Origin of the sequence: Chitinilyticum aquatile DSM 21506, assembly GCF_000430805.1 — a bacterium.
Lineage (GTDB): Bacteria > Pseudomonadota > Gammaproteobacteria > Burkholderiales > Chitinibacteraceae > Chitinilyticum > Chitinilyticum aquatile.
The window spans coordinates 299,499-316,041 of the sequence record NZ_KE387260.1; the positions used below are offsets into that span (position 1 = coordinate 299,499).

Annotated in this window: 15 protein-coding genes; 6 read left to right on the forward strand and 9 right to left on the reverse strand. The window is 63.3% G+C overall.

From position 1 onward, the window contains the following. Positions 1-17: 17 nt before the first annotated feature. Complete coding sequence (locus H559_RS0116890) at positions 18-617, reverse strand: phosphorylase family protein (RefSeq protein WP_028453643.1); 600 nt, start codon at positions 615-617, stop codon at positions 18-20. 105 nt (positions 618-722) lie between these two features. Between H559_RS0116890 and H559_RS0116895 the strand changes: the two genes are divergently transcribed. Then, on the forward strand, positions 723-1,535 hold the full coding sequence (locus H559_RS0116895; RefSeq protein ID WP_028453644.1) for a response regulator transcription factor: 813 nt from the start codon (positions 723-725) through the stop codon (positions 1,533-1,535). A 63-nt stretch (positions 1,536-1,598) separates the two neighbouring features. On the opposite strand, the gene H559_RS0116900 is transcribed toward H559_RS0116895, so the two are convergent. Continuing rightward, positions 1,599-2,819 carry a branched-chain amino acid ABC transporter substrate-binding protein gene (locus H559_RS0116900; RefSeq protein WP_028453645.1) on the reverse strand — a complete coding sequence of 407 codons (1,221 nt, stop codon included), beginning with the start codon at positions 2,817-2,819 and terminating at the stop codon, positions 1,599-1,601. A 263-nt stretch (positions 2,820-3,082) separates the two neighbouring features. On the opposite strand from H559_RS0116900, the gene H559_RS20975 reads away from it, so the two are divergent. The 3 genes from H559_RS20975 to H559_RS0116915 all read left to right on the forward strand — a co-directional run bounded on the left by H559_RS20975 (position 3,083) and on the right by H559_RS0116915 (position 5,782). Beyond that, on the forward strand, positions 3,083-4,438 hold the full coding sequence (locus H559_RS20975) for an esterase-like activity of phytase family protein (RefSeq protein ID WP_051279711.1): 1,356 nt from the start codon (positions 3,083-3,085) through the stop codon (positions 4,436-4,438). An 83-nt stretch (positions 4,439-4,521) separates the two neighbouring features. Continuing rightward, on the forward strand, positions 4,522-4,839 hold the full coding sequence (locus H559_RS20980) for a DUF8200 family protein (RefSeq protein ID WP_051279713.1): 318 nt from the start codon (positions 4,522-4,524) through the stop codon (positions 4,837-4,839). A 190-nt stretch (positions 4,840-5,029) separates the two neighbouring features. Beyond that, positions 5,030-5,782: a DedA family protein gene (locus H559_RS0116915; protein ID WP_051279715.1), complete on the forward strand. Its 753-nt coding sequence runs from the start codon at positions 5,030-5,032 to the stop codon at positions 5,780-5,782. A gap of 18 nt (positions 5,783-5,800) precedes the next feature. Here H559_RS0116915 and H559_RS0116920 read toward each other — a convergent pair whose 3' ends face one another. Both H559_RS0116920 and H559_RS20985 read right to left on the reverse strand, forming a co-directional pair. Further along, positions 5,801-6,319 carry a universal stress protein gene (locus H559_RS0116920; protein ID WP_051279717.1) on the reverse strand — a complete coding sequence of 173 codons (519 nt, stop codon included), beginning with the start codon at positions 6,317-6,319 and terminating at the stop codon, positions 5,801-5,803. A gap of 97 nt (positions 6,320-6,416) precedes the next feature. After that, positions 6,417-7,262, reverse strand: coding sequence for a helix-turn-helix domain-containing protein (locus tag H559_RS20985; protein ID WP_081413123.1), 846 nt, complete (start codon positions 7,260-7,262; stop codon positions 6,417-6,419). 226 nt (positions 7,263-7,488) lie between these two features. Here H559_RS20985 and H559_RS0116930 point away from each other — a divergent pair, with 226 nt between their 5' ends. Both H559_RS0116930 and H559_RS20990 read left to right on the forward strand, forming a co-directional pair. Further along, on the forward strand, positions 7,489-8,769 hold the full coding sequence (locus H559_RS0116930) for an ABC transporter substrate-binding protein (RefSeq protein WP_081413128.1): 1,281 nt from the start codon (positions 7,489-7,491) through the stop codon (positions 8,767-8,769). A gap of 402 nt (positions 8,770-9,171) precedes the next feature. Continuing rightward, on the forward strand, positions 9,172-10,446 hold the full coding sequence (locus H559_RS20990; RefSeq protein ID WP_034642007.1) for a glycosyltransferase: 1,275 nt from the start codon (positions 9,172-9,174) through the stop codon (positions 10,444-10,446). Between the two features lie 12 nt (positions 10,447-10,458). Here the strand turns inward: H559_RS20990 and H559_RS22000 are convergent, their stop codons facing one another. The 5 genes from H559_RS22000 to H559_RS0116960 form a co-directional block, all read right to left on the reverse strand. Next, on the reverse strand, positions 10,459-11,202 hold the full coding sequence (locus tag H559_RS22000) for an alpha/beta fold hydrolase (RefSeq protein WP_028453649.1): 744 nt from the start codon (positions 11,200-11,202) through the stop codon (positions 10,459-10,461). A gap of 118 nt (positions 11,203-11,320) precedes the next feature. Next, positions 11,321-11,884: a hypothetical protein gene (locus H559_RS0116945; protein ID WP_028453650.1), complete on the reverse strand. Its 564-nt coding sequence runs from the start codon at positions 11,882-11,884 to the stop codon at positions 11,321-11,323. Positions 11,885-12,032: 148 nt separating this feature from the next. Further along, complete coding sequence (locus H559_RS21000) at positions 12,033-12,857, reverse strand: HDOD domain-containing protein (protein ID WP_034641867.1); 825 nt, start codon at positions 12,855-12,857, stop codon at positions 12,033-12,035. A gap of 158 nt (positions 12,858-13,015) precedes the next feature. Then, complete coding sequence (fdhD, locus tag H559_RS0116955; RefSeq protein ID WP_028453651.1) at positions 13,016-13,819, reverse strand: formate dehydrogenase accessory sulfurtransferase FdhD; 804 nt, start codon at positions 13,817-13,819, stop codon at positions 13,016-13,018. Positions 13,820-14,224: 405 nt separating this feature from the next. After that, on the reverse strand, positions 14,225-16,462 hold the full coding sequence (locus tag H559_RS0116960; protein ID WP_028453652.1) for an FdhF/YdeP family oxidoreductase: 2,238 nt from the start codon (positions 16,460-16,462) through the stop codon (positions 14,225-14,227). Between the last annotated feature and the right edge of the window lie 81 nt (positions 16,463-16,543).

A 16,543-nucleotide genomic window follows, 5' to 3' on the forward strand; every position in this document is an offset into this window, starting at 1 on the left:
GCTTGCGACGCAAGCGATCAACCAGCTTGCAGCAGCCAGTCGATGAATTCATGCAGACCGCCGGCCAGATTGCGGATCGAGGCATCGAAATCCCAGGCCTCCTCGTCCAGTGTCACGCGATTGGAAATCGAGCGTACTTCGTAGAAGCGCTGGTTTTCCTGCAGGCAGACGTGGAAAAAGGCGGCCCCTTCCATGTTTTCCAGATCGATGCCGGCAGTCGGAGCAAACGGTGCCATGGCTGCATTCAGCGAATTGCCGTGCGCATGCGGCAACGGTTCCTGCCCGGTAAGCCAGGGGCAGGGGCGCACCTTGCTCACATCAAATTCCATATCGATATCGACATCCGCCAGATGCCGGAAGCCGTCCTTGCCGAAAAAGCCCAGGTCGGCCTCCTGCTCGCTGGCCACCAGTACGGTATCACCGACCTGCAGCCTTGAGCCGGGATAGACGCCGGCGATGCCGGCCAGAATCAGCACATCGGGGCGGGAATCCGCCAGCAGCCTGGTCGTCGCATGGGCCGCGCGTGTCAGCCCGACTCCGCAATAGGCCACGCTGGCGGCAGGATGCGAAAAATGGCGCGCCTCGGTCGAGGTCGGAAACAGCACGGTGATGTTCATCGTGAAAGTCCGGTGGATGAAAGCACCAGTTTACGCCAGGTTGGGGTTTCCTTTCTTTCCTGACAGGGCGTTCTACGATAAGAAGCTGGCAACAAGGAATCCGCAATGGCCAGACACTACTCCACCACACAACTGCGCATCCTGCTGATCGAGCCGTCCGGCGTGCAGGCCAGCGTCATCACCAGCTATCTGCAGAAACTCGGCGCCTCGCACATCGAGCATGTCACTACAGCACAGCAGGCGATGACCCACTTGCAGAAAAACGAGTACGAGCTGGTGCTTTCCGCCATGTATCTGGCAGACATGACCGGCGTCGAGCTGCTGACGCTGATGCGCAGCCTGCCGGAAACACAGAACCTTGCATTCATTCTGGTCTCCAGCGAAACCCGCCCGCAAATGCTGGAGCCGGTACGCCAGCTGGGCGTATGCGCCATTGTGCCCAAGCCGTTCACGCAGGATCTGCTGCAGCGCGCACTGAATACCACGCTCGACTATCTGTCCGACGATACGTCGTTTGATGAAGAAGTGTCGCTGGACAGCCTGCGCGTGCTGCTGGTGGATGACTCGCGCGCCGCGCGCAACTACATGCGCCAGGTACTGGGCAATGTCGGCGTGCGCCTGATCACCGAAGCCGCCAATGGCCGGGAAGCCATGAACCTGCTCGAAGCCAGCAGCTTCGATCTGGTGCTCACCGATTACAACATGCCGGAAATGGATGGCCAGCAGCTCATCGAATATATCCGCAAGGACAGCTGGCAAAGTGATCTGCCCATCCTGATGGTATCGTCAGAGAGTAATGCCGGGCGGCTGGCCGCCGTCGAGCAGGCCGGCGTATCCGGCATCTGCGACAAACCCTTCGAACCGGCGGTAATCCGCGCGCTGATCGGCAAGGTCCTGCAGCAGAACCGGCACGACTGAACGGGATCGCCAGTACAACAAAAAAGGAGCCTCGCGGCTCCCTTTTTGTTGCATTGCGCAGGCTTACTTGGCTGCAGCAGCGCCACCCACGACGTCAAGCACTTCCCACTTGCCGCCCTTGACGGTGTAGAGGGTAACGGCACCATTCTTGATGTCACCCTTTTCGTCGAAGGCGATATCGCCGGTCACACCCTTGTACTCGGTCTTGGCCAGTTCCGGCAGGTACTTGGCAGGGTCGGTCGAGCCGGCGCGCTTCATCGCATCGACCATCACCATCACGGCGTCATAGCAGAATGGTGCGTAGAGCTGGACTTCCACGCCATTCTTGGCCTTGAACTTTTCCAGGAATTCCTTGCCGCCAGCCATCTGCTCTTTCGGCACACCCGGAATCGATGCGACCATGCCCTCGGCGTCCGCACCCGAGAGCTTCACGAATTCCGGCGTTTGCGCGCCGTCGCCGCCCATCATTTTCGCCTTGATGCCGAGCTTGGCGAGTTGCTTCTTCATCGGCGCAGCCTGTGCGTCCATGCCGCCGAAGAACACCAGATCGGGCTTCGCGCCCTTGATGTTGGTAAGGATGGAGCTGAAATCGGTCTCGGAATTGCTGGTGAACTCACGCTTGACCACTTCGGCGCCAGCCGCCTTGGCAGCAGCCTCGAACTGGTCGGCCAGGCCCTGGCCATAGGCGGTGCGGTCATCAACGATGGCCACCTTCTTCGCGCCCAGCTTCTTCACGGCGTATTCACCCAGCACCTTGCCCTGCTGTGCATCGTTGGCCATCACGCGGAAGGCGGTCTTGAAGCCCTGGGCGGTATAGGCCACGGCCGTGGCAGACGGGGAAATCTGCGCAATGCCGGCTTCACTGTAGATCTTGGACGCCGGAATGGTGGTGCCGGAATTCAGGTGGCCGATAACACCATTGACCTTCTTGTCGACAAAGCGCTGGGCGATGGTGGTGGCGACTTTCGGATCGGCCTGGTCATCTTCGGAGACCATTTCGATCTTCATCTTCTTGCCGCCGATGTCAACGCCACCCGCTTCGTTGATTTCGTCGATGGCCATCTTCACGCCGTACTCGTTGTCCTTGCCGAGGTGGGCAATCGAGCCGGTCAGGGGACCTGCATGACCGATCACGATCACGTCGGATTCGGCCTTTTTCTCCGGAGCCGGAGCGCTGGCGACAGGCGCGCTGGCTTCAGGAGCGGCGACTTCGGTTTTCTTTTCACCGCAAGCGGCAAGGGACATCACGGCAGCAGCCATCAGGCTGTAACGGACAATGCTCATCGTATCGATCTCCGGAATGCAATAGGTCTGGTTATTTGTGTATTTGCATCGGCAAGCTGATGCAATGCCACCCTTTTTAGTCGCATGCCCGGCTTTTCGCAAACCGGCACGCGGGCCGGCCGGGCAAATGTGCTTGGCAAACAACACATTGACAGTCAGAGCATCACCCGGACTGTACCGCCATTACTGCCAATGAACTGTCACCGTGCAGTCATGAATGCACCTTACAATCACATACCTCATTCCTTTCTGCCGGAACCGCCATGCTGCGTCCCTTCGCCCTTCCCGTTCTGCTGCTTGCCAGTGCCTTTGCGCAAGCCGCTCCCTATGCCCTGAACAACCCCGACCACGCGGCAGTGTCGATTGTCGAACGCTACGAACTGCAGAGCCCGGCACGCTTCAGCATCCCGTACAACGGAGAATTCAGGAGCGCGTTTCCGGGCGGATTTCCGTTTGCCCCCGGCTCCGGGCTGGCACTGAAGAAGATTGACAAGGATGGCAGCCTCGTCTTCTGGGCGGTGAGCGATCGCGGCCCCAATGGCGATGCACCCAGGGTGCAGCAAGGCGACAAAAAACTCGCCGGCAAGGTATTCCCTGCGCCAGCCTTCGTCCCGCAACTGGCCGAGATCCGCGTCAGCCTCGCCGAGCGCGCAACCGTGACCCAGAGCCAGCCGCTGCGCTTTGGCAACGACATGGCCAGCGGCCTGCCGCTGCCTGCCGGCACCACCGGCAGCACCGGTGAAGTGGCGCTGGGCGACACCCTGACCACGCTGGCACCGTCGCAGCGCGGCATTGATCCGGAAGGCGTATCGGTCGACAAGGGAGGCAAGCTGTGGGTTTCGGACGAATACGGCCCCTTCATCATGCGTGTCGATCCGGCCAGTGGCCAGATTCTGCAGCAGCTGGCACCGGGCAAGGGACTGCCGGAAGTGCTGGCCAACCGCCAGCCCAACCGCGGCTTTGAAGGAGTGGCCGTTGCACCGAACGGCAAGGTTTACGCCATCGTGCAATCCACCCTCGATATCAACAGGGAAACCAGGGCCACGGCCGGCCTGATCCGCGTGATGGAATACGACCCGGCCAATGGTCAGACGCGCATGTTCGCCTACCCCATCGACCCGGTTTACAAGAAGAACGGTGACGCCAAGATGGGCGATCTGGTGGCCATCGACAACACGCGTTTCCTGACCATCGAGCAGGGCAAGGGCGCCGACAAGAAAATGCGCAATGTGCTCTACGTGATCGACATTGCCGGCGCCGACGATCTGGGCAGCAAGAAACTGGCTGACGGCCGCGACTATGAATACGCCGGCAAGGAAGAACTCGCCGGCCTGAAAATGATCCGCAAGCAGCGCATCGTCGATCTGCGCGAACTGGGCTGGGAAGCCGAAAAGGCCGAGGGCCTCGCGCTGGTCGAAGGGCGCATCGCGCTGATCAACGACAACGATTTCGGCCTGAAAGCCGGCATCGAGGGGGCCGCCAGCAAGGATGCGGAAGACGGCCTGGTCGTCGACGGCAAGCTGGCGGAGGGCAGCTATGTACTCAAGGCCAACAAGGAAGCGACCGAATTGTGGCTGCTGCACCTGAAGCAGAACCTGAGCAGCTACTTCCCGCGCTGACACGGCCGGCCGGCAGAAAGGCAATCGCTGGACTAGAGTGGCTGCAGGCCGCGCACAGGCTGCGGCATACACCGGAGACCACCATGAAACGTCTGATGATTGCCCTGCTGCTGGCCGCCACCGCCGGCCTTGCCAGTGCCGCCAGTGACCCTGCCACGGAGTACCACACATGGTACGCAGGCTCGAGTTACACAGGCCAGGTCAGTACCTTTGGCCTTGTTTGGCAATGTTCCGGCGGCACCTGCCAGCTCTCTGGCCCCTACGGGCGCGGCCTGAACATGAAGGTCTGCCGCGAGCTGTCCCGCCTCGTCGGGCCGCTGGATTACTACTACAACGATGCGGGAATGAGCTGGTCCGCAGCGGAAAATGCGGCACTGCTGAAACAGTGCAACGCACGCTAGCCAGCCACAGCCAATACCCTGAAAAGTAATGCCCTGTAGCCAAACAAGCATAATGGCTACAGACCTATACCCATAAACAAGCAATCACGGAAGCCAGTCTGGCAGCGGGCAGTGGCTGCGGCGCCGAACGGCAGGGAACCCGGTGCCATTTTCCTCCTCCAACGCCGGCATCCATTCTGCGAACGGCCCCATGGAAAACTTCTTCAACCAGATCCTGCTGCATTCCGGCGAGCTGGCACTGCTCGCCCTCTTTCTGATCGTACTGGCCGAATCCACCGCACTGGTCGGCCTGCTGATTCCCGGCACGGTGCTGATGGTGGCCGTGGGCACACTGATCGGCCAGGGGCAGCTCGATTTCTGGCAGGCGTGTGCCGCCGGTTTTGTCGCGGCCGCCCTGGGAGATGGATTGTCCTACTGGCTGGGGCACCGCTACCGGCGACCACTGCAGCGGCACCGCTGGATACGCCCGCATCGCGGCCTGCTGCTGCAGGCGCGCCAGGTGCTGCGCCGGCACGGCCCGGCCGGCATCGTGGCCGGACGTTTCTTCGGCCCAAGCCGCCCGGTCCTGCCCATGGTGGCCGGCATGCTGGCGATGCCGCAGCGCCGTTTCTTTCCTGCCTGCCTGTTTGCCTGCCTGTTCTGGACTCCGGCCTATCTGCTGCCCGGCATTCTCGCCGGCGCGGCGGTCGGGCTTGCCCCGCACGACGGCATGTCCTTCAGTACGCTGCTGCTGCTCGCCTGCGGGCTGCTCGCGCTGGCTGGCTGGCTGTTGACCCGCGCCGTGCGTGATGGCCTGCTGCGCGGCAATGTGCTGGCCCTGCCGGCCGCGCTGCGCTGGAGCACGCCGCTCGCCTGCGCGGCCGGTGCCATCGCGCTGTGGCACACGCTGCAGCATCCGCTGGCACCGGCCTACGGCGCCCGCCTGCTTGAAGTCATGCTCTAGCGCAGTACGCCAGCGGCCTCAGTCATCGTCTTCTTCGGCTTCTTCATCCTTGCGCACCAGCAGCACGGGCACATGCGCGTGGTGCAGCAGGCTTTCAGCCACGCTGCCGAACAGCAGGTGCATGAAGCCCGAATAGCCGTGCGTACCCATGACAATGAGGTCCGCCTGCCACTCGTCAGCCGCAGCCAGCAGCGTTTTCGCCGGGCTGCCGCCCCAGGCCTGGATCAGCTTCGTCTCGGCAGTGACACCGGCAGCTTCCGCTGTGTGCGCCAGACTCTGCAGCATGCCCTCGCTGTGGGCGACATTCTCCTGCCGCGCCTCGGTGTAGCTGGCGAATTCCATGCCCGGCAGCCCGACCGGTGCCAGCGCCGGCCGCGACACATCCTCGACATGCAGCAGGTAGAGCCGCGCGCCGGTGAGCTGCGCGAGCTGCAGCGCCTGGGCAAAGGCCGCCTGCGCGGCGGCGCTCTCGTCAATCGGAACCATAATGCGCTGATACATGATGCCCTCCAGTACCGGCAGGCCGCCGGCCAGCATTGACCAATCCTGCTTTCAATCTAGCCCTGTCCGGCAGCGCCGGCTGGACGAAGTGGCGTCCAGTCCGCCCGAAAGGCGATGCCATGACGGCAGTGGCTCAGACCGAATCGCGCAGGCGGCGGAAGGCTGCCGGCGTCATCCCCGTGTGCAGGGCGAACAGGCGGTAGAAATTGCTCGGGCTGGGAAAGCCGCTGTCGCTGGCAATGCTGTCCATGCTCTGCGTGGTACTGATCAGGAGATTGCGCGCATGCGTGATGCGCAGCTGGGCAAGAATCGCGCTGAAGCTGCGTCCCAGCACCTCGTCCAGCAGGCGCTTGAGATTGGCCTCGCTGGTGTGTGCGGCAGCGGCAGCTTCCGCCAGCGTCACGCGGCGGGTGTAATGGCTGCGCAGATAGGCCAGCGCCAGCTCGACCCGCGGTTCGGGCGCGCGCGGTGCCAGTGCATCGCCCAGGGGCCGCGCACCTTCGTCGCGCTGCAGAGCGGCAAACAGTGAAAACAGCAGATTGATGCGCGCCAGGCCGCGCGCCTCGTGCAGCTCGGCAAACAGCGGCACGAGGCTGGCACTGAGCACCGGACTGAACAGCAGGCCATGCCGGATGCGCGCCAGCCAGCTGCAGATCTGCCGCAACTCGGGCAAACCCTGCTCGGCCAGCGTTTTCAGCCAGTATTCGTTGAAGAACACGATCTGCAGCGTCTGGCTGCTGCCATCCGTGTTGCGCGAAGATTGCCAGCTGTGCGGCTGGTTGGGCGCGACCAGCACCAGATCGACCTCGTCGAAACTGCCCATCTCGCCGCTCACATAACGCAGGCCGCGCGCGTTGCGGGTGAAGGTCAGCTCGTACTCGGGATGGTAATGCACGCGAAACGGGATCTCCGGCACGATGTACTGCTGGTAGTGCCAGGGCTGGTGGCGGGGGTTGGTAATCCATTCGCGAAACGGCATGCGGGCAGCGCTCCTGTTTGCGCCATGCCGACCGAGTAAGCTTTTGCGCAGCGCCAGTCAGCAAATTTATCACCAATCATGGAGAAAATAGAACCATTACAGGAGTTTTCCGGCCGCCAATTCCAGAAAATGATTCGCATGTAGTGCACCACCGGCTCATTACATGCAGCGGATGGGCCGCGCCGGCCAATCCAATTGCCATCCCCGGAAGAATGCGGAGTTCACCATGAAGAAAAGCAGCAAGCTGTTTACGTGTTTGCCACTGGTTGCACTACTGGCCAGCGGCATGGTTCATGCCCAGAAAACCCCGGTCGAGTTCTGGACCTTCAACCTGTCCTCCTTCGCGCCCTATTTCGAAGAATCGGTGAAGACCTTCAACGCCAGCAACCCGGAGCTCGAAGCAAAGTGGGTCGACATGAACTGGGACCAGATCCAGCCCAAGCTGATTTCGGCGATGGCGGCCGGCTCGCCGCCGGCACTGGTGAACTTCAACGTGCCGTGGACGCATGAATTTGCGCGCAGGGGCAATATCCAGCCGCTGGACAAGCTGATCGGCAACCAGCGCCAGACCTACCTGCCGGTGGCACTGAACGACCTGACCGTGAACCAGCAGCTCTACGGCTTCCCCTTCTACAACAGCGTTTCGGTGATTGCCTACAACAAGGATGTCTTCGGCAAGGCCGGCATCAGCAGCCAGCCGCAGAATTTCGAGCAATTCATCGCCCAGGCAAAACAGATCCGCGACAAGACCGGCGTGGCCGCCTTTTCGCCCAAGCTTGCCACCAAGAGCGGCGACGGCGGCATGCTGCGCTGGTTCATGTATCTGGGATTGCCGGTTTTCGACAACGGCAAGGCCGCCTTTACCAGCCCCGAACACGTGAAGACCGTCGAGCTGTTCGCCGAGCTCTACCGCAAGGGCGTGATTCCGAAAGACAGCTTCCGTCTGGAATATGAGCAGGAAATTGCGGCCTACACCTCGGGCAAACTGGCCATGATGACGACCTCGCCTACTGCGCTCAAGCGCGTCGAGATCGACAACAACGCCGTATACAGCAAGACCGACGTGATGTCCTTCCCAGTCGCCGGCGGCAAGATGGCCATGGGTGCCTGGCTGATGAGCTTCGTGGTGCCGAAGAACTACGCCAAGCCGGAAGCGGCGGTCAAACTCGGGCTTTATCTCACCGGCGACGAGCGCCAGCTGGCCTTCGCCCGCACCACCGAAACCACGTTCCCCTCGTCGGGCAAGGCCGTGCAGGACAAGTACTTCACCGCCGGCGCCAGCAGCAAGATTCCGGTCGAACGTGCCCGCGCCGCCGCCGCGCAATCGATGCAATACGCCCGCACACCGATGCTGCCGCCGGGCTCACTGCCGGATGAAACCACGATGATGAAGCAGTTCAACGACCAGATGCAGCTGGCCATCGAGGGTCGCAAACCAGCCAAGGCCGCACTGGAAGAAGCCGCGAAGCTGTGGAACGCACGACTGACCAAAGTCGCCGCGAAGTAACCCTCCCGGCCGGAGCCAGACCGGCCGGAACGCTCTTCCTCACGCAGCAAATTGACGGGTATATCGTCACAGCCCTTTATAAGGAATGGCCGTGTCGATATACCCTTATTTCATTCCTGATTACGTCTCTCTTTCAGAAACCCATTTCTCATCATGCCCGCGAAGGCGGGCATCCAGAGCAAAGCTTGATTTCACATCCTCATCTGGATTCCAGCGTACGCGGGAATGGCGATTCTGAAGCAGAAACATAATCAGGAATTCATTACTGATCATGGCCAAGCATCAGAAGTACACCTCCAGCCCTTACTGCCACACAGCACAATCGCAATCCCGGCGCAGCCCGCACTAGCCCTGCAGCGCTACACTCAGCGGCATCGCGACAACGCAGATCGCAGGCCACCAATGCCGCAAGCCAGCCCGCACTACCTCGTGATCACCGTCGGTTCAACCGGTGATCTGCATCCCTTTGTCAGCCTCGCCAGCCAGCTGCAGGCGCTGGGCCGCACGGTCACGGTGCTCACGCACAGCTACCATGCCGCACGGGTCGAAGCTGCCGGCCTGCGCTGCATCGCGCTCGGCAATGACGAAGACTATCTGGCGCTGCTGCGCAATCCGGACATCTGGCACCCGCAGAAATCGTTTGCCGCGCTGCTGGCCAACTACGCCGATGGCCTGCGCGAGATCGGCATGGCGATCAGCCAGCTTGGCGCACCGGCATCCAGCGTCGTGATCTGCCACCCGTTTGCCGTGCCGGCCGCTGCCATCGCCCGCGAGCAGGGGCTGGTGGCGCACGTCGTGGCCGGCATCCTGGCGCCGTCGAACCTGAAAACCTGCCACGACCCGCTAACCATCGGCCCACTGAGCGTACCGAGCTGGGTTCCCATGAGCTGGCGGCGCGCCTACTGGCGCTTGGTCGAGCGCGGCTGGATCGACCCGGTGGCGCTGGGCGAGATCAACACGCTGCGCCGCGAGCAGGGGCTGGCGCCGGTCGCGTCCTTCATGAATCACCTGGCGCACGCACCCGATCTGTCGCTGGCGCTGTTTCCCGACTGGTTCGCCCCCACGCAGCCCGACTGGCCGCAGCCGCTGCTGCGCGGCGACTTTCCGCTGTTCGAGATCGACGCCGGCCAGCCCCTGCCGAACGAACTGGCGGCGTTTCTGGCGGCTGGCGAGCCGCCGCTGGTGTTCACCGCCGGCACCGGCAATCTGCACGCGGCGCGCTTTTTCGCCTGCGCGCTCGCCGCCTCGCAGCGGCTGGGCCAGCGTGCGCTGCTCTTGAGCCGCGAGCGCGCGCAAATCCCTGCCGAATTGCCCGCCAGCGTGCTGTGGCAGCCGTATGTGCCGCTGGCGCAACTGCTGCCGCACGCAACCGCGCTGGTGCATCACGGCGGCATCGGCACCACCGCCGAAGCGCTGCGTGCCGGTATCCCGCAACTGATCACGCCGTTTGCCTGGGACCAGTTCGATAACGGCGCACGCATCGCCGCACTGGGCTGCGGCCTGCGCCTGCCCGCGAGCCGCCTTAGCCCGGCACGGCTGGCTCGCACAGTGGAAAATCTGCTGAAAGAACCGGCATTCCGCGAACGCAGTACGACGCTGCGCGGGCATTTCAACCCGGAAGCTGAGAATCAGGCGCTCGTAGCAGAACTGGAGCGAGCACTCGCCTGCCTACCCTGAGTAGCACACGCGTCACTGCAGACGCGGTTTGTCTCCCTGCGCCAGCAAGGCGCGGATAGCTGCAGCCACCCGCTCCGGCGCTTCGGTCTGGATGTAATGCCCGGTCATCGGCAGCGTGAGTACCTGTGCCTGCGGCAAGCGCGCCTGCCAGTCGCGCCGCAGGGACTCCAGCACGGTCTGGAAGCGGCCAAGTTCTTCCGGACGCCGCCGGCCGCTGAACATCAGCACCGTGGGTACGGCGCGCGGCTCGGGCCGTGCGGCGGCCTGCGGGCACAGCGCCTGCTCGTCGAATTCCTGCCGCATTGCCGGCGTAAACAGCGTATGGCGCAAACCGATGACCAGTGCCGCCATTTCCGACGCCCCGCTCTGGATGCGCGGCCAGTGCTCCGGGTGCGTGGGATCGAGCAGCAGCAGCCCAGCCAGCCGCTGCGGGTACTGGCGCGCAAAGCAATAGGCATAGAGCCCGCCCAGCGAATGACCAACCAGAATAACCGGCGCATCCGCGGCCTGCTGCGCCAGCAATTCGGCCAGCTCGGCGGAAATCGTGCAGGGCGAGCGCTCGCCGTTGCGGGCGGCACTGTCGCCATAGCCGGGGCGATCATAGGCCAGCACGGCCTGGCCCTTCGGCAAGCGCTCGATCACCGGCCCCCATACGGCCTTGCCATCACCCAGCCCGGCTTCGAAGACCACGATCGGCGCACTGCCCGGGCGACTGAACACGGCGATCTCGCCGCCCGCCAGCGCCTGTCGCGCCATGGTCGGCACTGAAGTGCACCCACAATTACCCAGCAGCAAGGACGACAACAGGACTGTCGAGCCTGCACGCTTCGCCAAAGCTGCGCTGGCTGATTGCCAGGCCCCCATCGCCGCTGCCTCAGTTCATGATCTGCGGTTCACCAATCTGCGCATTCTCGATGCTACCGGTCAGCGTCTCGGACTTGCCTGCCGGATTCGTGACGACAAAGTCGAACCGGGCCGAAAAGGTATGCTGCACATCGTCATAGGCAGTGAAGGTCAGCGTCCCGCTCTGGATCGTGTGGATCTGGTCTGGCTTGCCGTACTCCGGCATATAGCTGCCGTAATTGCCGCTGCTCATGTTCTGGCCAAACACCAGCGTTTTTCCGGCACCGGGTTCACGCAGATTGATCGTCAGCGTGCGCGGATCGCGATGCATATTGCTGGTGAAGTTGTAGTCGCCATCATTGCTGAAGCGGGCAAATGTCCAGACATTGCTGACCACTTCGTCATTGCCGACCCTGAATTTCACCACGCCGGAGCCGGCCCCCGCTTCTGGCGCATCAGGCACGGCCGGCGTGCTCGGTGCCTGGTCCTGCGCCACGGCCTGACTGGCTCCGGACGGCGGAGCAGCCTGGTCGCAGGCGGCAAGCAGCAGGGCAGAACACATGAAAATCAGGACATTACGACAAAGCAAGAGCATGGCGGACTCCTTCCGGTCAGAATTTCCGCAAGTACACTCGCTGATGATGACCCGGCGATGACAGAACTACGCTCTTCGTCGGCTGGTTTCAGGCCGCGCCAATGAAAACGGCAGCCGCGGCTGCCGTTTCTGCTGCAGAACGATGCTGTCAGAGCAGATCGTCGACGGCCAGGCAGACCTCGCGCCCCTGTTCAAGATTGCTGATCAGCTTGTCCAGATTGATGTTCAGCAGCTGTACCATGCTGCTGGGCAAGGCCTCGACTACTTCGTCGGGCGAGGCCTTGCTCGTGAAAAGCTGCACCAGCAACTCGGCCAGTGCAATCAGGCCGGCGTAGGGCTCGAAGGGACTGTGCGCCGCCGGGTTGCGCTGCTGGCGAATGGCGCGCTGGATGTCGGCCGGGAATTGCCAGCGTCTGGCCAGCTCCTCGCCGACCTGGGTCAGATCCAGCCCCAGCTCCATGCTTTCCAGCTGGATGCGGTCGCCGCCGTTTTCCACCAGCCGGTCGATCTTGAGCGCCTGCCCCGGAAAGGCCACGTGAATCAGCAATTCGCCGATATTGGACAGCAGGCCGCAGGTGTAGGCCTGGTTGCCATCCAGGCCGGCATATTTGGCCAGCCATTTGCAGGTATTGGCGATCTCGAAGCTGTGGCGCCAGAACGCCTGGCGGTTGAAGGTGTCATTGGGCACCTGCATGGACGAAATGCCCGAGGCGATGACCAGCACGCGCAGCGCGTCAAAGCCCAGCCGCACGACCGCATCATCAATGGTCCTGACCGGGTTGCCGCCGCTGAACTTGGCGCTGTTGGCCATGCGCAGCACCTTGGCGGTGATGACCTGATCGTGGGAAACCTTGCGGGAAATTTCATCGATGTCGGCTTCGGCCTTGTCGAAACTGGCGATCAGCTCCTGCACGACTTTGGGTACGCTGGGCAGCTTGGCGGCGGCCCGGTCAAATACTTCAGCTAACTCCATGTGTGGTCTCCCTGTATTTGGTTTGGGTGCGGACGGGTCTTTCATGCTAGGAAGACTTTGCTGCAAACACCAAACCGGAAATGGAAGTCGCCATCAGCAGACCGCGGCCACGCCGACAAAGGCCGTGGCGCAAACATGCGCGGCAGCAGTCCCGCGTTTCAGCCGGCAATGCGCTGCGGGTGCGTGTACACCGTCATCCGCTGCTGCCTCGCGAAACCCGCGAGCGTGATGCCGGCTTGCTGCGCCCAGTCCACCGCCAGCGCGGTCGGCGCGGAAATGGCGACCACCACCGGCATCGCCGCGCGCGCGGCCTTTTGCAGCATTTCCAGCGACACGCGCGAAGTCAGCAGCAGCACGCCGTCGCCGCGTTCGCGCTCGTGGGCCAGCGCGCCGATCAGCTTGTCCAGCGCGTTGTGCCGGCCGATGTCCTCGCGCACCAGCAGGCCGTCGTCGAAATCGCCCAGCCAGCCCGCCGCGTGCTGGCCACCGCAGGCCTGGTTGAGCAGCTGCTTTTCGGCGAGGCGCTCCAGCCCGGCGTGAATCGCATCGACGGGGAAGCATTCATTCGACTCGGCCACCGGCAGCGGGCGCAGCACCTGCTCCAGCCGGCTGCCGCACAGCCCGCAGCTCGTACGGCTCGCCAGCCGTGGCGCCTGTGCTCGCAGCAGCGCGGCGTATTGCTCGGGGATGCGGATGTCGGCGCGGTAGCAGTCGGCCTCGCGGCGGATCGCCACATCGAGGATCTGGTGATAGGCCGGCACGATGCCCTCGCTGAGCGTAAAGCCGATGGCGAGCTCTTCCAGATCGGCCGGCGTGCACAGCGTCACCAGCTGCTCGACGCCGTTGTAATGGAGCGCCAGCGGCGCCTCGTCGGCCAGCAGTTCGTCGGCCTCCGTACTTTCGCCCTTCTGCAGACGCAGCACGCGTGCCGGCTTGATGCCGGGAAACAATTTATCGTGCATATACCCAATACCGCATACAGACAGAGCCCATGAAATTAGAAAGCTACAGCAAGATACCCAACATAATCACACTAGAGCTGCACCTACCCCCGAATGCCGGCGGAGATACACTGCTGCCCTTAGCACCCCCTTGCCCTTGCAGCAGCCGAGAAACGCAGCAGGCAACAGGGTTTCGCGGGTGAGATGTCTGAGCCCGCAGGGCGAGTTTCGAACCCGCGCTGTTGCTTGCGAGTATCGCAGGGCACCCGCCGCAGGCGGGCTGCGAAATGGGCGCGCCCGGGGGTGTCGGGGGGCTTGGCAAGACAAGCCCCCCGACGTGCCGCCGGCACACCGGCAGTTCAACACCGCGCCGAAGGCGCAGAACTGATCAATAGCATTCGCAACATCCCCTCCCCGGCCAGCCCATCAGTGCGGCATGGCCTTCAGGTAGACCGGAATCGACTTGCTTGCCGGCGTCATCGCCTCTGCGGCGTAGTGGTCCAGCGGCACCAGCGGGTTGGTCTCGGGAAAATACGCGGCGAGACAGCCGCGCGGAATATCGTGCACCTGCAGGCGGAAATCGTTCACGCGCCGCTCGCCATCATGCCAGACCGACACGATCGCCACGCGCTGGTCGGGCGCGAGGCCCAGCGCGGCGAGGTCTTCGGCATTGGCGAAGAGTACGCGGCGCTCGTTGCGGATGCCGCGATAGCGATCGTTGCGCTGGTAGATCGTGGTGTTGTACTGGTCGTGGCTGCGCACGGTGGTCAGCAGCAGCAGGCGTTGCGCGGTCAGCCCCTGCAGCTCGTCGAGCAGCGCCGGCTGCAGCGCATGCACCTGGAAACGGGCGCGCCCCACGGCGGTCGTCCAGCGCAGCTCGCGCGCACTGTTGCCCAGATAGAAGCCGCCGGGCGCACGCACCCTGCGGTTGAAATCGGCAAAGCCGGGAACGACCTGCGCGATCAGATCGCGAATACGGTCGTAATCGGCCACCAGCCAGTCGAAATCGACCGGGCTGTTGGCAAGCGTAGCCTTGGCGATACCCGCGACAATCGCCGGCTCGGATAGCAAGTGCGGTGACGCTGGCGGCTTCACCCCGCGCGTGAGGTGCACCATGCTCATCGAATCTTCCACCGTGATCTGCTGCGCAATGCCGCCGGTTTCGTCGACCTCGGTGCGGCCGAGGCAAGGCAGGATCAGTGCGTCGCGGCCGGGCAGCAGGTGCGAGCGATTCAGCTTCGTTGTGATGTGCACGGTGAGGTTCTGTTTACGCAAACCGGCCCAGGTACGCGGCGAATCCGGCGTGGCCGCCGCGAAATTGCCGCCCAGCGCGATGAACACCTTGCCGCGGCCGTCTTCCATCGCGGCAATCGTCTCGACCACATTGCGGCCGTGCTCAAGCGGCGGCGTGAAGCCCACCGCCTTGCCGAGGCGCTCCAGAAACGCCGGCGACGGCCGCTCGTTGATGCCCATCGTGCGGTCGCCCTGCACATTGGAATGCCCACGCACCGGGCAGGCGCCGGCGCCGGGCTTACCCAGATTGCCCTTCACCAGCAGCGCGTTCACCAGCATCTGGATCGTCGCCACCGCATGGCGGTGCTGGGTGATGCCCATGCCCCAGGTGATGATGCTGGCCGGGCTTTCGCAATACAGGCGGCCGAGTTCGGCCAGCTCGTCGCGGCCAAGGCCGCTGGCCTCAACCAGCTCGTCCCAGCTGGTGGCGAGAATATCCTCGGCCAGCGCGGTGAAGCCCTCGGTGTGCGCCTCGATAAACGCTTCGTCGTGCGCGCCGGCTTCCAGCACACTCTTGATCAGTGCCTTGGCAATCGCCAGATCACCGCCGAGCCTGGGCTGGAAATAATGGCTGGCGATATTGGTCGCGCCGTTGCCCAGCATTTCCAGCGGCTGCTGCGGGTCCTGAAAGCGCAGCAGGCCAGCCTCGCGCAGCGGGTTGATCACCACCACCTTGCAGCCGCGCAGCGCGGCCTCGCGCAGCGTGCCCAGCATGCGCGGGTGATTGGTCGCCGGATTCTGGCCGAACATGAACACCGCGCTGGCGTGCTCGAAATCGTCCAGCGTTACCGTGCCCTTGCCCACGCCGATGCTGGCATTCAGCGCCCGCCCGCTGGGCTCGTGGCACATGTTCGAACAATCGGGGAAATGGTTGCTGCCAAAGAGCCGCACGAACAGCTGATACAGAAACGCCGTCTCGTTGCCGGTGCGCCCCGATGTATAGAAATGCGCCTCGTCCGGGCTGACCGCGCGCAGATGCTCGCCCACCAGCGCAAAGGCTGCGTCCCAGGTGATCGGCAGGTACTTGTCGCTGGCCGCGTCATAGCGCATGGGCTCAGCCAGCCGGCCCTGCTGTTCCAGCGTGTAATCGTCCCAGCCCAGCATCTCGGCAACGGTATGCCGCGCAAAGAAGGCCGCATCGGCCAGCCGGCGATCCAGCTCGTGGTTGATCGCCTTCGCGCCGTTTTCGCAGAAATTGATTTTCGTATCCGGCTTGTCCGGCCACGCACAGCCGGGGCAATCAAAACCGCCGGGCTGGTTAGCGTTCGCCAGCGCAATCACCGCGCGCGCCGCATTGGCCGGCTGAATGCTCGCCAGCGTCGCCTTCAGGGCCCCCCAGCCACCGGACGGCGGGGTTTTCAATTCGGACATGGGCGGCTCCGGGCAAAGGTTGGAAGTGGGCAGTGTAGCAAGAGCTCGCTACTTATCGCTCATCCTCTTGTTTAAGTTTAA

Bases quoted from the DNA above. Each gene is read 5' to 3' on its own strand.
- H559_RS0116890 (WP_028453643.1), bottom strand. From the start codon at position 617: ATGAACATCACCGTGCTGTTTCCGACCTCGACCGAGGCGCGCCATTTT.
- H559_RS0116895 (WP_028453644.1), top strand. From the start codon at position 723: ATGGCCAGACACTACTCCACCACACAACTGCGCATCCTGCTGATCGAG.
- H559_RS0116900 (WP_028453645.1), bottom strand. From the start codon at position 2,819: ATGAGCATTGTCCGTTACAGCCTGATGGCTGCTGCCGTGATGTCCCTT.
- H559_RS20975 (WP_051279711.1), top strand. From the start codon at position 3,083: ATGCTGCGTCCCTTCGCCCTTCCCGTTCTGCTGCTTGCCAGTGCCTTT.
- H559_RS20980 (WP_051279713.1), top strand. From the start codon at position 4,522: ATGAAACGTCTGATGATTGCCCTGCTGCTGGCCGCCACCGCCGGCCTT.
- H559_RS0116915 (WP_051279715.1), top strand. From the start codon at position 5,030: ATGGAAAACTTCTTCAACCAGATCCTGCTGCATTCCGGCGAGCTGGCA.
- H559_RS0116920 (WP_051279717.1), bottom strand. From the start codon at position 6,319: ATGCTGGCCGGCGGCCTGCCGGTACTGGAGGGCATCATGTATCAGCGC.
- H559_RS20985 (WP_081413123.1), bottom strand. From the start codon at position 7,262: ATGCCGTTTCGCGAATGGATTACCAACCCCCGCCACCAGCCCTGGCAC.
- H559_RS0116930 (WP_081413128.1), top strand. From the start codon at position 7,489: ATGAAGAAAAGCAGCAAGCTGTTTACGTGTTTGCCACTGGTTGCACTA.
- H559_RS20990 (WP_034642007.1), top strand. From the start codon at position 9,172: ATGCCGCAAGCCAGCCCGCACTACCTCGTGATCACCGTCGGTTCAACC.
- H559_RS22000 (WP_028453649.1), bottom strand. From the start codon at position 11,202: ATGGCGCGACAGGCGCTGGCGGGCGGCGAGATCGCCGTGTTCAGTCGC.
- H559_RS0116945 (WP_028453650.1), bottom strand. From the start codon at position 11,884: ATGCTCTTGCTTTGTCGTAATGTCCTGATTTTCATGTGTTCTGCCCTG.
- H559_RS21000 (WP_034641867.1), bottom strand. From the start codon at position 12,857: ATGGAGTTAGCTGAAGTATTTGACCGGGCCGCCGCCAAGCTGCCCAGC.
- fdhD (WP_028453651.1), bottom strand. From the start codon at position 13,819: ATGCACGATAAATTGTTTCCCGGCATCAAGCCGGCACGCGTGCTGCGT.
- H559_RS0116960 (WP_028453652.1), bottom strand. From the start codon at position 16,462: ATGTCCGAATTGAAAACCCCGCCGTCCGGTGGCTGGGGGGCCCTGAAG.